The 17,563-nt window shown below is 68.7% G+C and carries 15 protein-coding genes and 1 pseudogene; 4 read left to right on the top strand and 12 right to left on the bottom strand.

Annotated features, from left to right (window positions below):
- Positions 1-227 precede the first annotated feature (227 nt).
- Together QFZ52_RS13600 and QFZ52_RS13595 are read right to left on the bottom strand one after the other, a co-directional pair.
- Positions 228-947, bottom strand: a complete 720-nt coding sequence (locus tag QFZ52_RS13600) for a cache domain-containing protein (RefSeq protein WP_307498124.1) — start codon at positions 945-947, stop codon at positions 228-230.
- Positions 934-1,716 (bottom strand): FadR/GntR family transcriptional regulator, encoded by a 783-nt coding sequence (locus QFZ52_RS13595; protein ID WP_307498123.1) that lies wholly within the window; start codon positions 1,714-1,716, stop codon positions 934-936. The genes QFZ52_RS13600 and QFZ52_RS13595 overlap by 14 nt, the downstream gene beginning before the upstream one ends.
- 312 nt (positions 1,717-2,028) lie before the next feature.
- Here QFZ52_RS13595 and QFZ52_RS13590 point away from each other — a divergent pair, with 312 nt between their 5' ends.
- From QFZ52_RS13590 to QFZ52_RS13575, 4 genes are all read left to right on the top strand, one after another.
- Complete coding sequence (locus QFZ52_RS13590; protein ID WP_307498122.1) at positions 2,029-3,033, top strand: ABC transporter ATP-binding protein; 1,005 nt, start codon at positions 2,029-2,031, stop codon at positions 3,031-3,033.
- A 128-nt stretch (positions 3,034-3,161) separates the two neighbouring features.
- Positions 3,162-4,349, top strand: a complete 1,188-nt coding sequence (locus QFZ52_RS13585; RefSeq protein WP_307498121.1) for an ABC transporter substrate-binding protein — start codon at positions 3,162-3,164, stop codon at positions 4,347-4,349.
- Positions 4,350-4,351: 2 nt separating this feature from the next.
- Positions 4,352-5,287, top strand: a complete 936-nt coding sequence (locus QFZ52_RS13580) for an ABC transporter permease (RefSeq protein WP_307498119.1) — start codon at positions 4,352-4,354, stop codon at positions 5,285-5,287.
- Between the two features lie 11 nt (positions 5,288-5,298).
- The gene (locus tag QFZ52_RS13575) at positions 5,299-6,099 is read left to right on the top strand and encodes an ABC transporter permease (protein WP_278267423.1); all 801 of its coding nucleotides are present in this window, start codon (positions 5,299-5,301) and stop codon (positions 6,097-6,099) included.
- Between the two features lie 108 nt (positions 6,100-6,207).
- On the opposite strand, the gene QFZ52_RS13570 is transcribed toward QFZ52_RS13575, so the two are convergent.
- From QFZ52_RS13570 to QFZ52_RS13525, 10 genes and pseudogenes are all read right to left on the bottom strand, one after another.
- Positions 6,208-6,579: a DUF779 domain-containing protein gene (locus tag QFZ52_RS13570; RefSeq protein WP_307498118.1), complete on the bottom strand. Its 372-nt coding sequence runs from the start codon at positions 6,577-6,579 to the stop codon at positions 6,208-6,210.
- Positions 6,579-8,102: an acetaldehyde dehydrogenase ExaC gene (gene exaC, locus QFZ52_RS13565; protein ID WP_307498117.1), complete on the bottom strand. Its 1,524-nt coding sequence runs from the start codon at positions 8,100-8,102 to the stop codon at positions 6,579-6,581. The genes QFZ52_RS13570 and exaC overlap by 1 nt, the downstream gene beginning before the upstream one ends.
- A gap of 284 nt (positions 8,103-8,386) precedes the next feature.
- Entirely contained in the window at positions 8,387-9,433 is a 1,047-nt protein-coding gene (locus QFZ52_RS13560; protein ID WP_307498116.1) for a GAF domain-containing protein, read from the bottom strand.
- Between the two features lie 195 nt (positions 9,434-9,628).
- Complete coding sequence (gene bcp, locus QFZ52_RS13555) at positions 9,629-10,108, bottom strand: thioredoxin-dependent thiol peroxidase (RefSeq protein ID WP_066216386.1); 480 nt, start codon at positions 10,106-10,108, stop codon at positions 9,629-9,631.
- A 247-nt stretch (positions 10,109-10,355) separates the two neighbouring features.
- On the bottom strand, positions 10,356-11,036 hold the full coding sequence (locus QFZ52_RS13550) for a winged helix-turn-helix domain-containing protein (protein WP_307498115.1): 681 nt from the start codon (positions 11,034-11,036) through the stop codon (positions 10,356-10,358).
- A gap of 9 nt (positions 11,037-11,045) precedes the next feature.
- Positions 11,046-12,405: pseudogene (gene allB, locus QFZ52_RS13545) on the bottom strand (allantoinase AllB).
- Between the two features lie 12 nt (positions 12,406-12,417).
- Complete coding sequence (locus tag QFZ52_RS13540; RefSeq protein ID WP_307498114.1) at positions 12,418-13,554, bottom strand: glycerate kinase; 1,137 nt, start codon at positions 13,552-13,554, stop codon at positions 12,418-12,420.
- A 142-nt stretch (positions 13,555-13,696) separates the two neighbouring features.
- Entirely contained in the window at positions 13,697-15,475 is a 1,779-nt protein-coding gene (gcl, locus tag QFZ52_RS13535) for a glyoxylate carboligase (protein ID WP_307498113.1), read from the bottom strand.
- A gap of 196 nt (positions 15,476-15,671) precedes the next feature.
- Complete coding sequence (locus tag QFZ52_RS13530) at positions 15,672-16,550, bottom strand: 2-hydroxy-3-oxopropionate reductase (protein WP_307498111.1); 879 nt, start codon at positions 16,548-16,550, stop codon at positions 15,672-15,674.
- A gap of 71 nt (positions 16,551-16,621) precedes the next feature.
- Entirely contained in the window at positions 16,622-17,404 is a 783-nt protein-coding gene (locus QFZ52_RS13525; RefSeq protein WP_287904579.1) for a hydroxypyruvate isomerase family protein, read from the bottom strand.
- Positions 17,405-17,563 lie beyond the last annotated feature (159 nt).

Raw genomic sequence — 17,563 nt, 5'->3', positions numbered from 1 at the left:
CGTCCCGACGGAAGCTCCTCACAATTTCGCATTGCGAAAGTTGATTTTCAATATGCGTAATTATTGAACGGCGTGAGAGGGGTGGGTGTCAAGCGTCACAGGCGCGCGGATGTGTCACGAAGGCGATGGACGGCGGGCGGGGACGCCGGGATCCCGGTGCCCGGGCTCGGCACCTGGTACCTGGTGCCCGGTCCCGGCGCCCGGCGTCCAACGCCCGCCCGTGTCGCTCAGCCGGCGGGGGTGACCGCGGTGTGGGCCGTGAAGTGCCGGCCCAGGCGATAGGAGGCCGCGCCCGGCGCCGCGTGCACGGCGTCGCCCGGGTCCACCGCAGGGCTCACGGCCACGATCGCGCGGCCGGCGTCGCTCACCAGGGCCGCCTCCGGCCCCAGGGTCCGCAGGGACGCGAGGGCCATCACCTCGAGATTCTGCGCCGTCACGTCCATCCCGACGATGCCCGCCACGAGACCGTCGCGGAACACCGGGTGGGTGAAGGTGCAGACGTATTCGTCCGTGCAGAGGAGATCGATGTACGGGCCGGTGACGTGCGGCAGACCTGTCGAGACGGGGACGCGGAACCACTCCGCCCGCATGTACCGGCTGACGGGCTGGGGGCTGAAGTTCGCCAGGGCGTCGACGCGTTCCATGTCATCGCCCTGCCACCAGGCGATGTAGCTGCGGTCGGGCGCCAGGAGGCCGAGGTTCGCGACGAAACCGGCCCCCGCGAACGGGGAGCCCGGCTGGTGGAGCAGCGCTTCGACGGCGGGGCGGATGACCTTGTCCACAGCGGTGCTGGTGATCCGGGGCGTCGCAGCGAGCCAGGCGGTGGTCTGCTCCGCCCAGGCCACCAGGCGGCTGTCCAGGGTGTAGAGCAGGGTGTTCAGGTGCCGGATGGACTCGGGGGCGTCCTCGGCGGGCTGGGGAAGGGTGATGGGGTCAGTGTGTGTCATGAGCCGCCTCCTTGCGGCTGAGCTGCTCCGTGGCGAGTTCGCTGAGCAGCCATGAACTGATGTTCTGGATGAGTTCGCGCACCAGGGACTCTGCGGTGGGGGGATCGTGCTGTCCGATGGCGGTGGCGAGGGCTTGATGGAGCCGGGTGGCCTCCACGCGAAAAGCTTGTTCCCCGAAGGGCAGCAGCGTCAAGGTGCCGAGTTCCGCCTGGATGCGGAGCAGCTCGCGGGCCAGGCGTGCGGAACGCGCGGCGGCGGCGATCTCCAGGACGAATTCGGAGTGCGCCATGCGCCAGGCGAGGGGATCCTCGGAGTCCTTGCCGGGCAGGAAGGCGAGTTCTTCGAGCGTGTCGACGTCGTCCGCGGTGGCACGCCGGGCGGCCAGGCCGGCGCAGGCGGACGCGATCGCCTGGTAGTGCAGGCTGAGGTCGCTGATCTGGAGCCGGGTGAGGGAAGCGAGTCGCTGGCGGGCCTTCTGCGGGGACGGCAGGGCGTCGTCGGCGATGAAGCTGCCGCCGCTGCGCCCGCGGACCGTGCGGATGAGGCCCTGGCCGCGCAGCTGAGAGAGGGCCTCGCGAGTGGTGACGGCGGAGACGCCCAGGGCGGAGGCGAGTTCCACCTCATTGGGCAGACGCTGCCCGGCCGTGAGCAGGCCGGTCTCGATGGCCAGTTCGATCCGGGAGCAGACCTCGTCCACCAGGCCTCCGGACTTGATGGGGGTGAACAGCGCGGCGAGGCTGCGGGACGCGCCGAGGGGTGAGAGCGACATCCGTGAACCCCCTCCTGGCGTGGCTCCCCGCGGCGTCGGTGCGGCTGGAGCGGGCCGGGATCCCGGCTTACACGCCATGCTAGCCGGGCTCGGAATCAGGGTCTATACATAAATCCTCTTAAGTAATAGTCTTTAGCCCAGAAGTTGCATGTGAGCCACGTCACGGTGGCCGCGCACTCCGGATTCCGGGCCGTGAAAGGGCCCCTGACCACAGAAAAGGCACTGCGATGAGCGAACAGGCGATGCGCCACCCGGCCTCCTCCCCGGTGGTGGACGGCCCCGAAGCCCGGGACGCGATCCCGGCCATCCGGCGTGAAGAACCTCGTCAAGACCTTCGGCGAGGTGAACGCCGTGGACGGGGTGGACCTGGACATCCGCCAGGGCGAGTTCTTCTCCATGCTGGGACCCTCCGGTTCCGGCAAGACCACCGTGCTGCGCATGATCGCGGGCTTCGAACTCCCCACCTCGGGGACCATCGAGCTCGACGGAGTGGACGTCAGCACCAAGGCGCCCTTCGAACGGGACGTCAGCACCGTCTTCCAGGACTACGCGCTGTTCCCCCACATGTCCCTCATCGACAACGTCGCCTACGGGCTCCGGGTCCGGGGGATGGCGAAGGCCGAGCGACGGGAACGCGCCGCGGAAGCCCTGGACCGGGTCCAGCTCGGCAAATTCCTGGACCGGCGCCCCGCGCAGCTCTCGGGCGGCCAGCGGCAGCGCGTCGCCCTCGCCCGGGCCCTCGTGGTGGAGCCCAAGGTCCTCCTCCTCGACGAACCGCTCGGCGCCCTGGACCTCAAGCTGCGCCAGCAGATGCAGATCGAACTCAAGGAACTCCAGCGGTCGCTCGGCATCACCTTCATCTTCGTCACCCACGACCAGGAGGAGGCCCTGACCATGAGCGACCGGATCGGGGTGTTCAGCAACGGCAGGATCGCCCAGATCGGCTCCGCCCACGAGATCTACCAGCGTCCGCTCAGCGGCTTCGTGGCCAACTTCGTCGGCACCTCGAACATCCTCCCGTCCGGGATCGGCGGCACCGAAGCCGGCCCCGGCGCCAGTTTCGTGCTCCGCCCCGAACGCCTGCGCCTCGACTGGGAGGCCACGGCGCACGACGCCGGCCCCCGCGCCCTGAGCGGCCAGGTCACCTCGGCCGTTTACATCGGCCACGCCACCCAGGTCCACATCGCCCTGGACGCGGGTCCGACGGTCGTCGCGCTGATCCACGAGGACGTGCCGGACACGGACGCCCTCGAAGGCCGGCGGGTCACCGTCTCCTGGGCCGAGCGGGACGCCGTCTGGCTGCCCGAGGCGGCCTGACGCCCGGCCTGGCCCGGGCTCCCGGAACCCGGCGCGGCGCGAATGCCGGCACCCCGCCGGCCGTGCGCCGTCGTCGTTCATCAAGACCTCACGATTCACTCAGCAGTAAGCACCGAAAGGACAGAACAGTGGCTCAGAACAGCATGCGCCTCAAGGTGGCGGGCATCGCAGCCGTCGCCGCGCTCGCCCTCACCGCCTGTGGCACCTCCAGCGGAGGCGGCGGGAACGCCGCCCAGACCCCGGCCATGAAGGAGATCGGCCAGGGCGAAGGACAGGTGTCGATCCTCGGCTGGCCCGGCTACGTCGAAGACGGCTCCAACGACCCCAAGGTCGACTGGGTGACGCCCTTCGAGAAGGAGACCGGCTGCAAGGTCAGCTTCAAGCCGTTCGGCACCTCGGACGAGGCCGTCACCCTCATGCGGACCGGTCAGTACGACGTCATCTCCGCCTCCGGCGACGCCTCGCTGCGCCTGGTGGCCGGCGGGGACGTCCAGCAGGTCAACACCGGACTGCTGAAGAACTACGGCGACATCTCGCCGTTCCTCAAGGACAAGGCCTGGAACACCGTGGACGGCAAGAACTACGGCGTTCCCCATGGCTGGGGCGCCAACGTCCTGATGTACCGCACGGACAAGGTGAGCCCCGCGCCCACGTCCTGGAAGTCGGTGTTCGAGGACGGCTCGCAGCACGCGGGCAAGGTCACCGCCTACGACTCGCCCATCTACATCGCGGACGCCGCCATGTACCTCATGAAGCACCAGCCGGATCTGGGCATCAAGAACCCCTACGCGCTGGATGAGAAGCAGCTGGACGCCGCGAAGAACCTGCTCAAGGACCAGAAGAAGAACGTCGGCGAGTACTGGAACGACGTCACCAAGGAGGTCCAGTCTTTCGCCTCCGGCTCGACCGTCATCGGTACCACCTGGCAGGTGGGCGCGAACATCGCCACCGGCAACGGCACCAAGGTCGCCACCGTGCTTCCCGAGGAAGGCGCCACCGGCTGGTCCGACACCTGGATGATCGGGTCCAAGACCAAGAACCCGAACTGCTCCTACAAGTGGCTCGACTACATCGCGAGCCCGAAGGCCCAGGCTGCCGTGGCCGAGTACTTCGGCGAGGCCCCGGCGAACCCGAAGGCCTGTGAGCTCACCACGGACAAGAAGTTCTGCGACAGCTACCACGTGAAGGACGCCGATTACGCCTCCAAGATCTGGTACTGGACCACGCCCGTGGAGAAGTGCCTGGACGGCCGCACCGATGCCAAGTGCACGGATTACTCGGCCTGGACCAAGGCCTGGACGGAAATCAAGGGCTGATCATGTCACTCCAGCTCAGCCGGCCCGGCGTCGATCCGGGACGGGGAGGCGCCTCCGGCGGCGTCCCCCGGGCCAAAGTGAGCCCGCTCTCCGGGTTCCTGTACCGCTCACCCCGTGCCCGCCTGGCGGGTCTGCTCACTGCGCCGGCCGGCTGGCTGGTCCTCGTCTACATCGCGGCCCTCGCGACCCTGCTCATCACCGCGCTGTGGAGCGTGGACACGTTCACCGGCAAGGTGTCCCAGGTCTGGACCCTGGACAACATCAAGCAGGCGCTCTTCGACCCGGTGTACCAGGGCATCGCCCTGCGCACGCTGTGGATCGCCGTGCTCGTCACGGTGATCGACGCCGTCGTCGCCATCCCGCTGGCGTTCTTCATCGCGAAGGTGGCCTCCGCCCGCTGGCAGAAACTCCTGCTGGCCGCGGTCCTCATGCCGCTCTGGGCGAGCTACCTGGTCAAGGCGTACGCCTGGCGCAATGTGCTCGCCGAAGGCGGTCTGCTCGAATGGCTGGGCGCACCGCTCGGGGTGAGCTCGCCCGGGTACTCGGAGACGGCCGTGATCCTCACGCTCTCCTACATCTGGCTGCCGTACATGATCCTGCCGATCCACGCCGGCTTCGAGAAGGTGCCGGGCAATCTGCTCGAGGCCTCCGGTGACCTGGGGGCCAAGCCCTGGACGACGGTGCGCCTGGTGGTCCTGCCGCTGCTGGTGCCGTCGATCATCGCGGGGACCATCTTCACGTTCTCGCTGACGCTGGGCGATTACATCACGGCGCAGATCGTGGGAGGCAAGACCCAGATGCTCGGCACCGTGGTCTACAGCAATGTGGGCGCGGCGAACAATCTGCCCTTCGCGTCGGCGGTCTCCCTGATCCCGATCGCGATCATCATGATCTACCTGCTGGTGGTGCGCCGGACCGGCGCCCTGGACGAGCTGTAAGGAGGCGTCCCATGAGACTTTCACGGAGTGCCAAAGGGATCCTCGGCCTGATCACAGGGCTGGTCCTGCTGTTCATCTACGCGCCGCTGCTCCTGGTGGTGGTCAACTCGTTCAACGCCGACCGCACCTTCGGCTGGCCACCCAAGGGCTTCACCCTGGAGTGGTGGACGCGGGCTTTTGAGAACGACGGCGTGCGCTCGGCTCTGGTCTCCTCCCTCTGGGTGGGCGCCGTGGCGACGCTGATCGCGCTCGTCCTGGGCACGCTGCTCGCCCTGGCGCTGCAGCGGTACCGTTTCTTCGGGCGTGACGTGGTGAACCTGCTGGTCATCCTGCCGATCGCACTGCCCGGCATCGTCACCGGCATCGCGCTGAACAACATGTTCACCACCATCCTGGGCGTGCCGCTGAGCATGTTCACCGTGGTGGTGGCCCATGCGACCTTCTGCATCGTGACGGTGTTCAACAACGTCATCGCCCGGCTGCGGCGGGTCAACCCCGGCCTCGAGGAGGCGTCCGCGGATCTGGGCGCCGGGGTGTTCACCACCTTCTGGCAGGTGACGTTCCCGCAGCTCCGTTCGGCTCTCCTGGCCGGTGGTCTGCTGGCCTTCGCGCTCAGCTTCGACGAGATCATCGTGACCACGTTCACGATCGGTGCGGGCGAGACCACGCTCCCCATCTGGATCCTGCAGAACCTGTTCCGCCCGAACCAGGCGCCGGTGGTCAATGTGGTGGCCGTGGTCCTGATCGTGGTGTCGATCGTCCCGATCTGGCTGGCGCAGAAGCTGTCCTCGGACACGGTGGCGGGGAAGTAGGGCGCCCGTCAGTCTCCCGTTCCGCGAAAGCACAGGTGGCGCCCCTAAACCGAAGTTTTAGGGGCGCCACCTGTGCTTTCGCGTGTGGGTTCCGAAGGAGAGGGGTGGTCAGAGGCCCTCATCCTCGGCGTACTCCTCGTCCGTGAGGATCCGGGAGCGGGTCAGGAAGCGCACGCTGAGCGGCGCCTCCAGGGAGAAGCCCGCGCCGCGGCCCGGCACGACGTCGATGGTCAGGTGCGTGTGCTTCCAGTACTCGAACTGCGCGGCGGACATCCACACGGGAACCTCCCGCTCCAGGCCCACCGCGAGGGCGCCCAGGCGCACGTCCGCGTCCCCCAGGAGGAACTCGCCGTCGGGGTAACACATGGGCGCGGACCCGTCGCAGCACCCGCCGGACTGGTGGAACATGAGCGGCCCGTGGTCCGCCGTGAGGCGGCGGATCAGCTCCGCCGCCTCCGCGGTGACCGCCACACGGGCCATCAGAAGAAACCGAGCGGATCGGGTGCGTAGGAGACCAGCAGGTTCTTGGTCTGCTGGTAGTGATCCAGCATCATCTTGTGGTTCTCCCGGCCGATGCCGGACTGCTTGTAGCCACCGAACGCCGCCCCCGCGGGGTAGGCGTGGTAGCAGTTGGTCCACACGCGGCCGGCCTCGATGGACCGGCCCGCGCGGTAGAGCTGGGCGTTGTCCCGCGACCAGACGCCGGCGCCGAGGCCGTAGAGGGTGTCGTTGGCGATGCCCAGGGCGTCGGCCTCGTCGGAGAAGGACGTCAGGGACACCACGGGGCCGAAGATCTCCTCCTGGAAGATCCGCATGGAGTTGTTCCCCTCGAAGATGGTCGGCTGGACGTAGTACCCCTCCGCCAGATCGCCGTCCAGGACGTTGCGCTCACCGCCCGTGAGGACCTTCGCCCCTTCCTGCTTGCCGATTTCCAGGTAGCTGAGGATCTTCTCCAGCTGGTCGCGGGAGGCCTGCGCGCCGATCATGGTGGCGTCGTCCAGAGGGTTGCCCTGCACGATCTTCTCGGTGCGGATCACGGCGTCGGAGACGAAGCGCTCGTAGATGGATTCCTGCACCAGGGCGCGGCTGGGGCAGGTGCAGACCTCACCCTGGTTCAGGGCGAACATCGCGAAGCCTTCGAGGGACTTGCTGTAGAACGCGTCGTCCTCGGCGGCCACGGACTCGAAGAAGATGTTCGGGCTCTTGCCGCCCAGCTCCAAGGTCACCGGGATGATGTTCTGGCTGGCGTACTGCATGATCAGCCGGCCCGTGGTGGTCTCGCCGGTGAACGCGATCTTCGCGATCCGGCTGGAGGAGGCAAGCGGCTTGCCGGCCTCCACGCCGAAGCCGTTCACCACGTTCAGGACGCCCGCCGGCAGGAGATCGGCGATCAGCTCCACCACCTTGAGGATGGACCACGGGGTCTGTTCGGCCGGCTTGAGCACCACGCAGTTGCCCGCCGCCAGCGCCGGCGCGAGCTTCCAGGTGGCCATGAGGATGGGGAAGTTCCACGGGATGATCTGCCCGACCACTCCGAGCGGTTCGTGGAAGTGGTACGCCACGGTGCTCTCGTCGAGTTCGCTGATGCCGCCCTCCTGCGCACGGATGGCGCCGGCGAAATAGCGGAAATGGTCGACGGCGAGCGGCAGGTCCGCCGCGAGCGTCTCGCGGACGGGCTTGCCGTTCTCCCACGTCTCGGCGACGGCGAGCATGGTCAGATTCTGCTCGATCCGGTCAGCGATCTTGTTGAGGATGTTGGCCCGCTCCGCCGCCGAGGTCTTGCCCCAGGCGTCCTTGGCGGCGTGTGCGGCATCGAGGGCCGCCTCGATGTCCTCGCCCGTGCCGCGGGCGATCTCGGTGAACGGCTTGCCGTTGACCGGGGAGATGTTCTCGAAGTACTGGCCCTTGACGGGGGCGACCCACTCGCCCCCGATGAAGTATTCGTAGCGCGGCTGGACGGTGACCAGCGAATCGGCCTGGCCTGGTGCTGCGTAGACGGTCATGAGTGCTCCCTTGCCTGTGCATGTTGCGCGTCGACAGTGACGCACTTCACACACTAGGACCGGCGACGTTGCAGCGATGTTGCTTCGGTGGACCGACCGTCCTGAGCTGCAGGGAAGCCGAGCCCAGAAGCCGAGTTCAGAGTCCCAGCTCGCGCTCCAGCCGTGCCAGCTGCCCTTCCGCCAGGGCCCGCAGCGGTGCGCCGGGGGAGAGGAGGTCCCGCTGCCGGGTCCAGAGTTCGTAGTCGTCCGAACCCCACGCCGAGCGTGTCCAGGCGGAAATGAGGTCAGGCTGCCGCGAGTGCAGGAGTGCGGCCCGGAGCTGGTGGCTGAGGCCCTCGCGCAGCCGCACGACGCCGGGCGCCGTGGACCGTGGCAGCATCGGGCCGTGGAACAGGCGGAGCGCCCCACCGACGTCGCCTGCGGCCAGTTTTCGCCTCGACCGCCAGCCAGTCGCCGCTCACCTCCGCCAGCAGCCGGTACGGCCGCGAGCCCAGGAACTCCTCGCTCAGGAGGTTGCGCAGGCGGTTCACTTCCGCGCGCAGGGTGGACGAGCCGCCGTCGTGCTCATAGAGGAGCACGGCCAGCTCGTCACCGGAGAGGCCCTGGGGCGCGCTGGCCAGGAGGGCCAGCAGCTCGCTGTGCCGCGGGGAGAGGCGGAGGCGCGCGCGGTGGCCGCGGGCGTCGTCGAGGAGGAGCAGTGCTTCGCTCCGGCCCAGAAGTTCCAGCCGCAGCTGAGGCCGGGCCACCGGCCCGGGTGCGACGGCGGCGCGCACCTCGCGCGCGAGCTCGGACTCGGCGAGGCGCACCGCGGCCTTGACCAGGGCCATCGTCTGCGGCACCACGATCGTGTCCCCTCCCGTGACGTCGAGCACCCCGAGAAGCCGGGAGGTCGCCGGGTCGTGGATCGGTGCGGCCGCGCAGCTCCAGCTCCGGACGGATTGCCGGAAGTGTTCGGAGCGGGTGATCATCGACGGCCCGTCCAGCCGCAGCGCGAGTCCCGGGGCGTTGGTCCCGGCGATGCGCTCGTCCCAATTGCTGCCCTCGACGAAGCCGATGCCTTCCGCCTTGCGCAGGGCCGAGGGTGACCCGCAGACCCAGAGCAGCTGGCCGGCCTCGTCCGACACGGCCATGACGGCGTCGCAGTCCCGGGCGGCCTGGCCGAGGACGTCATCGAGCAGGGGGAACACCTGGGCGAGCGGATGAGCCGCGCGGACGTCCTTCAGATCCGCGTGGTCCAGGGTGATCGGGGCCGCCGGTTCCTCCGCGAGGACGCCCGCCGCCGCGGACCGGTGCCAGGAGTCCGCGACTTCGGCGCGCATTCCGCTTTCCACCCGCCCAGTATGACACCCGTCACATAGCAAGGACGTTGCAGGGTGGGGACGGTGCATCCCAGGAATGCCGCGAGCCGCCCGGTGACCACCGTATCCCCGAAGGGACGGCGGCCGCCGGGCGGCTCGTGCGGAGGAACCTGTGGAGAGGAACCCGCGGTGCGGGGCCCTCAGATGCGGGCCCTCAGTGCAGAGGGCTCAGAGACCTAGTTCGGTCTTCAGCTCGGAGACGTGGCCTTCGGCGGCCACCTGGTACTTGGCCAGCTTGACCTTGCCCTCCGGGTCCACCACGACGGTGGAGCGGACGATGCCCTCGACGACCTCGCCGTCGAGCAGCTTCTCGCCCCAGGCGCCGTAGGCCAGCGCGACCTTGTGATCCTCGTCCGCGAGGAGCGGGAAGGTCAGGCTGAAGTCGTCGGCGAAGGAGGAGATGGCCTCCTGGCTGTCGGGGGAGACGCCCAGCACTTCGTAGCCGTGGCCCTTGAAGCTGGCCAGGGAGTCGCGGAAGTCGCAGGCCTCGGTGGTGCAGCCGGGGGTGGCGGCCTTCGGGTAGAAGTACACCACCACGTTCTTGCCGCGGTAGTCCGAGAGGCTGTGGGTCTCGCCACGGGCGTCGGTCAAGGCGAAGTCAGGGGCTTCGGTGCCCGGAAGGAGCTTGACGGTGCTCGGTGCAGTCATGGTGGATCCTCGTTCTCGTCAGTGGTCTCAGGTCAGTGGTCTCTGCCGCGCAGGGGCCTGGCGGAGCGGGTCGGTCGCGGCGGGCGGGTTCGGTGGTCTCCGCGGTTTCGGTCGGAGTCCCGCGGCGCCGCGGAGTTCCGGTCCGGACGGTCGGGATGCCCCGGCCCTCCTCGTGTCTGAGGGATACAGCGCTTCCGGGGCCCCGCCTATTCCGCTCCGGCGCTGCGGGCGGGTCAGGCGCTGTCTTTCAGATGCTGTACTCGGCGGGGCCGCGCACCCGTGAGTGCCTGCCTGCCTGGAAACGGTATCCGCCTCCGCGCACAGTTTCCACTACGTGACGCACGGGACCGAGCTTGCGGCGGATCCGGCTCACATAGACGTCGATCGACCGGGGCGCGGCGGTCGCGTCCAGGGAGATCAGGAAATCCGCGAGTTCCTGCCGCGGCACGGAGCGCGAGCAGTGCTGCACCAGGTAGCGGAGCAGGCGGTACTCGACGCCGCTGAAGGAGACGGGCACCCCGTCCACGCGCACCTGGTCGGCGGCGAGGTCGACGTCGACCTCATGGACGAGCCCGTCGTCCCCCGAGGCGACCGCATCGGCGGCCTCCAGGGCTGCCGCGTCCTCGGCCAGGGCGGTCTCCCGGGCGTCTTCGAGCTCGGCGTCCGGGACGTTCCAGAGCATCGCCTCGGCGTCAGCGTTCAGATGGTGCAGGCGGGTGAGGATGAGCTCTTCGAGACGTGCGAACTGCTCGTCCGTCAGCTCCTCCGGAGTCTGGAAGAAGAGTGCGGCCCCGTGCGCGGCCATGCGGGGACGCGAACCCTGCGCGGAATCCGGCGCCGCCGCCCGGCGGACGGCCCCCGTGTGGGGACCGCCCGCCGGCACGGGATGTCCGGCGTCGGAGCGGTGGTGTACTGGCTGGGCGCTCATGCCTGCCGCCTAGATGCCCCCGCGGCGGATCAGCTTGCCGATCGGCTGGGTGCCGTCGGCCACCTGGCCGCGGAGGAAGGTCTTGCGCACGACGCCGGACAGGGCCCGGCCGTCGTAGGGGGTGATCGGGTTCTTGTGCTTCAGGCGCTGGACGTCCACCACGAAGGCGTCATCAGCGGCGAAGATGGAGAAGTCCGCGTCATAACCGACCGCGATGAGGCCCTTGTTGGGGACCCGGGCGATCTCGGCCGGACGGGTGGACATCCAGGAGATGACCTTCTCAAGTGGAATCCCGCGGTGGCGCGCTTCGGTCCAGATGAGCGAGAGGCCCAGCTGCAGCGAAGAGACGCCGCCCCACGCGACGGCGAAGTCGCCGTTCTCCAGGTCCTTGAGGTCCAGGGTGCTGGGGGAGTGGTCCGAGACGATGCAGTCGATGGTGCCTTCTTCGAGGCCCTTCCACAGCAGTTCGCGGTTGGACGCCTCGCGGATGGGCGGGGCAGCACTTGTACGCCGTGGCGCCGTTGGGGATCTCCTCGGCGTTCAGGGTCAGGTAGTGCGGACAGGTCTCCACGGTGACGTTCACGCCGTCCCTCTTGGCGGTGGCGATCATAGGCAGCGCGTCCGAGGAGGAGAGGTGCAGGATGTGCGAGCGGGCGCCGGTCCAGCGGGTGCGCTCGATGACCTCCGCGATGGCCTTGTTCTCCGCGCCGCGGGGGCGGGAGGCCAGGAACTTCGCGTAGACGTCACCCTCGGCGTGCGGGGCGCGGTCGATCGCGTGGGAGTCCTCGGCGTGGACCAGCATGAGGGAGTCGAACTTGCGCAGCTCGGCGAGATCCGTCTCCATCTCGTCCGCCTCCAGGTGTGGGAACTCGTCCACGCCGGAGTGCAGGAGGAAGCACTTGAAACCGAAGACGCCGGCGTCGTGCAGCGGGCGGAGGTTCTCGGTGTTGCCCGGGATGGCGCCGCCCCAGAACCCGACGTCCACGAACGCCTGGTCCCGTGCCACGGACCGCTTGAGCTCGAGGTTCTCCACGCTGGTGGTGGGCGGCACGGAGTTCAGCGGCATGTCAATAATGGTGGTGACGCCGCCCGCGGCAGCGGCACGGGTGGCAGAGGCGAATCCCTCCCACTCGGTGCGGCCGGGCTCGTTGACGTGCACGTGCGTGTCCACCAGGCCGGGGATGAGGGTCTCGTCATCGGCCAGCTCGACGGTCTCCGCGCCCACCAGGTTGTTGCCGAGGGGCTCCATGGCCACGACGCGGCCATCCTTGACGCCGACCTCGCGCGGCGCGATGCCGGCGCTCGTGAGGACGCGCTGGCCGCGGATTACGAGGTCGAACTCTGCGGGGGTGTTCTGTTCTTCAGACATGCTGATCCTGTTCTAGTTGCTCTGCTTGATCAGGCTGTTGGCGATGATGCCGCCAAGCTTCTCCACCAGCGGTCCGGCCTGAGTGATGCACTTCTCAACATCTTCCTCGATGCTGGTCAGCGAGTACACGGTCTGGATTCCGGATGTGGAAATCTGTGCGTCGGTGAGGGTGGTGCGTCCGCAGACGGCCACGATCGGGACCCCCGCGGCGCGTGCCGCGTCGGCGACGCCCATCGGGGTCTTGCCGCCCAGGCTCTGCTCATCCAGGCTGCCTTCGCCTGTGATGACGAGGGTGGCGCCGTCGAGCTTCGCGGCCAGGCCGGTGAAGTCGAGGACGACGTCGACCCCCCGCCGCCGCTCGGCGTTCAGCACGGCGAGGGCGGCATAGCCCACCCCGCCTGCGGCCCCGGCGCCGGGTGCCGCCGCGGCGGTGGACGCCTGGAGGCCGATCTCGCGGCCCAGGACCTCCACGAAGTGCGCCAGGGTGGCGTCGAGCTCGGTGACGTCCTCCGGGCTCAGACCCTTCTGCGGTCCGAACACGGCCGGAGCGCCCTGGGTTCCGAGGAGGGGGTTGTCCACATCGCTGGCGAGGATGAAGCGAGTCCGTTCCAGGCGGACGTCCAGCCCGGAGAGGTCGATGCGGTCCAGCGCGGCCAGCGCGGCGCCGCCGTCGGGCAGCTCGGCTCCGGAGGCGTCCAGGAAGCGGCCGCCCAGACCCTTGATGACTCCCGCGCCGCCGTCGGTGTTGGCACTGCCGCCCACGCCGAGCACGATCGTCCGGGCTCCGGCGTCGAGTGCCGCGCGGATGAGCTGGCCGGTCCCGAGACTGGTGGCGCCGCGGCCGTCCTTCACGCCGTCCGGGAGGACGGCGAGGCCCGAGGCGAGAGCCATCTCGATGACGGCTTCGTCTCCGCGGAGGGCGAAGTCGGCGTCGAGGGGCTGTCCGGTGGGCCCGGCGACGCGGACCGTCCGGCGGGAGAAGCCGGAGCCGATCGCCGCGTCGAGGGTGCCCTCGCCGCCGTCGGCCACGGGGACGCCCACGATGTCGAGGGAGCCGTCCACGGCGCGCAGACCGGTTTCCAGGTGCGCCACGACCTCGGGGGCCGAGAGCGAGCCTTTGAACTTATCCGGTGCGATCACGATCCGCATGTGGACTCCTTCGTCAGTGCGGTGGGTGTTTCAGATCCGGGCGGCCTGCCGTGCTGACGACAGCGACGGCGGGCCACCCGGGGTGAGGCATGAAGCCTGGTGCCCTCGTCCGGCCGGGTGCGCCCGGCCGGACGAGGAGGTGTCAGTCGAGCAGGGAGACCACCGCGGTGGGAGCGTCCTCGCCCTTCTCCGCGAGCTCTTCGAACTCGGTCACATTATCCAGCTCGGTGCCCATGGAGATGTTGGTGATCTTCTCGAGGATCACTTCCACCACCACCGGGACCTGGAACTCCTCGGTCAGGGCGCGGGCCTTCTCGAAAGCGGCTCCCAGGTCATCCGGGTTCTGGACGCGGATGGCCTTGCAGCCCAGGCCCTCGGCCACCTTGACGTGGTCCACGCCGTAGCCTGCGGTCTCCGGGGAGTTGATGTTCTCGAACGCCAGGGAGACGTTCTGCTCCATCTTGAAGCCGCGCTGGGACTGGCGGATCAGGCCGAGGTAGGAGTTGTTCACCACCACGTGGATGTACGGGAGGTTGAACTGCGCGCCCACGGCCAGTTCCTCGATCATGAACTGGAAGTCGTAATCGCCCGAGAGGGCCACCACGGTCTCGCCGGGCTTGCCTCGCACCACGCCGAGGGCGGCGGGAGCGGTCCAGCCGAGGGGGCCCGCCTGGCCGGCGTTGATCCAGCGGCGTGCGCCGAAGACGTGCAGCATCTGCGCGCCGGCGATCTGCGAGAGGCCGATGGTGGTGACGTAGGTGGTGTCCTTGCCGAAGGCGCGGTTCATCTCCTCGTACACGCGCTGCGGCTTGATCGGCACGTTGTCGAAGTGGGTCTTGCGCTGCAGCTTGCCCTTCTTCTCCTGCGCGGCGTCCACCCAGGCGGTGTAGTCGGGCAGCTGTCCGGCGGCCTGGCGCTCCTTGGCGAGTTCCACCAGGCCTTCGAGAGCGGCGCCGGCGTCGGAGGCGATGCCCAGGTCCGGCGCGAACACGCGGCCGATCTGGGTGGGCTCGATGTCGATGTGCACGAACTTGCGGCCCTGGGTGTAGAGGTCCAGGCCGCCCGTGTGGCGGTTGGCCCAGCGGTTGCCGATGCCGATCACGAAATCGGACTCCAGGAACGTCGCGTTGCCGTAGCGATGCGAGGTCTGCAGACCCACCATGCCGGCCATCAGCTGGTGGTCGTCCGGGATGACGCCCCAGCCCATGAGGGTCGGGATCACGGGGACGTTCAGGATCTCGGCCAGCTCCACGAGCTTCTCCGAGGCGCCGGCGTTGATGATGCCGCCGCCGGCCACGATCAGCGGGCGCTCGGAGGCGAGCAGCATGTCCAGGGCCTTGCCCAGCTGCACGGCGTTGGCGCGGGGCTTCTCCACGGGGAGCGGCTCGTAGGCGTCGATGTCGAACTCGATCTCGGCCATCTGCACGTCGAACGGCAGGTCCAGGAGGACCGGGCCCGGGCGGCCGGAGCGCATGAGCTGGAACGCCTTCTGGAAGGCGCCGGGGACCTGGCCGGGCTCGAGGATGGTCATGGCCATCTTGGTGACGGGCTTGGCGATGGACTCGATGTCCACGGCCTGGAAGTCCTCCTTGTGCAGCTTCGCCACCGGCGCCTGGCCGGTGATGCAGAGCATGGGGATGGAGTCCGCCCAGGAGGCGTAGAGGCCGGTGATCATGTCGGTGCCGGCGGGGCCGGACGTGCCGATGCAGATGCCGATGTTGCCGTCGGCGGCACGGGAGTAGCCGTCAGCCATGTGGCTGGCGCCTTCTACGTGACGGGCCAGCGTGTGGCGGATGCCGCCGTTGGCGCGCATCGCGGAATAGAAGGGGTTGATCGCCGCGCCAGGCAGGCCGAACGCCTCAATGGCGCCTTCCTTCACCAGGATGGCTACGGCAGCGTCAACGGTGCGCATCTTTGCCATGGTTTGCTCCTTGAAAAGTCTGAAAGGGGTGCGACGACGGCGCGTGGGCTGCTCTCGCGGCCTTGTTGCGGGAGGTGATGCGTGAGCGGGTGGTGCGCACGCGCCGTCGTACGGTCTGGGGTGTTGTGTGCTCAGTTGTCGCGGGTGTTTCGGGCCGGAAGCCGCATCTGCTGAGCACGCAACGTCGGTGGAGTGGTCAGTTCTTGCCGGACAGCTCGGTGGTGAGCTTGAAGAGGCCGGAGTGGTCCAGGCCGCCGTCGCCGCGGGCGACGAGGGCGGAGACCAGCTGGGCGACGGCGGAGCCGAGCGGGACCACCACTCCTGCTTCGCGGGCTGCGGAGGTGACGATGCCGAGGTCCTTGTTGTGGAGGGCAAGGCGGAAGCCGGGGTCGAAGTTGCGGTCGAGCATCTTCTGACCCTTCTGGTCGAGGACCTTGGAGCCGGCGAGGCCGCCGCCGAGGACCTTGAGGGCGGCGTCGGTGTCCACGCCGTACGCTTCGAGGAAGGTGACCGCCTCGGCCAGGGCCTGGATGTTGACGGCCACGATCAGCTGGTTGGCGGCCTTGACGGTCTGGCCGGAGCCGGAAGGCCCGACGTGGACGATCGTCTTGCCGACGGCGTTGAGGACCGGCTGTGCGTCCTCGAAGTCGCTCGCTTCGCCACCGACCATGATGGACAGCACGCCGTCGATGGCGCCCTGCTCGCCGCCGGAGACGGGGCCGTCCAGCGGGCGGAGGCCGGCTTCACGGGCGTCGGCGGAGAGGCGTGCGGCCACGTCCGGGCGGATGGAGGAGGCGTCGATCCAGAGGGCGCCGGACTTCGCGTTGGCGAAGACGCCTTCGGGGCCGGAGACCACGCCTTCGACGTCCGGGGAGTCCGGGACCATGGTGATGATGACGTCGGCGTCCTTGACGGATTCGGCGATGCTGCCGGCGCCGTTGCCGCCTGCCTCGACGAGTGCGTCGATCTTGTCCTGGGAGCGGTTGAAGCCGGTGACGGTGAAGCCGGCCTTGACGAGGTTCTTGGCCATGGGCAGGCCCATGATGCCGAGGCCGATCACGGTGACGTTGGTCATTGGAAATCCTTTGCTAGCTGAGGTGAGCTAAAAATCTGTGGTGGTGCTGGGGCGGCCGGGGCGGCAGCCGCTCAGCGGACCAGCCAGGAGAAGGCCGATTCCTGGGGCTGCTTGTACTCCAGGGCGATGTAGCCGGTGTAGCCGAGTTCGCGGCTGCGGCTGACCCACTCGCCGAGCGGGAGGTCGCCGGTGCCGGGGGCGCCGCGGCCGGGGTTGTCGGCGATCTGGATGTGGCCGAAGTCCTTGGTGTGGTTCTCGATCACGGCGGCCACGTCGTCGCCGTTGACGGACAGGTGGTAGAAGTCCGCCAGGAACTTGACGTTGTCCACGCCGGCTTCCTGGGTCTTGGCGATGACCGCGAAGGTGTCCGCGGCCGTCTTGAGCGGGTAGGCAGGGGTGCCGGAGACGGGCTCCAGGAGGACGGTGCCGCCGATCTTCGCGACGCCCTCGGCCGCTGCGACCAGGTTCTTCAGGCCGAGCTCGTCCTGCTCCTCCGGGGTGAAGCCGTCGAGGCGGTTGCCGTAGAGGGCGTTGAACGCCTTGGTGCCGAGGCGCTCACCGATGCCGACGACGACGTCGATGTTGTCCTTGAACTCGCCGCACCGGCCCTTCCAGGAGACCAGGCCGCGGTCGCCGCCGGGCATGTCGCCCGCGAAGAAGTTGAGGCCGGCCAGCTGGACGCCGGCGTCGTTGATGGCGTTGACGAACTGGTCCACGTCCGTATCGGCCGGGACGGCCTCGGCGAAGGGCCACCAGAACTCGACGGCGTCGAAGCCGGCGGCCTTGGCGGCGGCCGGGCGCTCCAGGAGGGGGAGCTCGGTCAAGAGGATTGAGCAGTTCACGGAGTAGGTCATGTCGTGTCCTTCCCGGGCGTCTTTGCCCTGCTGGTGGTCTTCGGAGTCCTTCCGTCCGTGTCCTCTCGCCGCTTCCGGCTAGATTCCACATTGTGGAAGGAAAGTTTTGCTTAGTGAAAGTTTACGGAGGGGCGAGGGTGGGCGTCAAGTGGGGTGGGT

Origin of the sequence: Arthrobacter woluwensis (genome assembly GCF_030816155.1) — a bacterium.
Classification (GTDB): Bacteria; Actinomycetota; Actinomycetes; order Actinomycetales; family Micrococcaceae; genus Arthrobacter_E; species Arthrobacter_E woluwensis_A.
The sequence above is the reverse complement of the archived record's forward strand: the minus strand, read 5'-3'. Positions and strand labels throughout refer to the sequence as shown.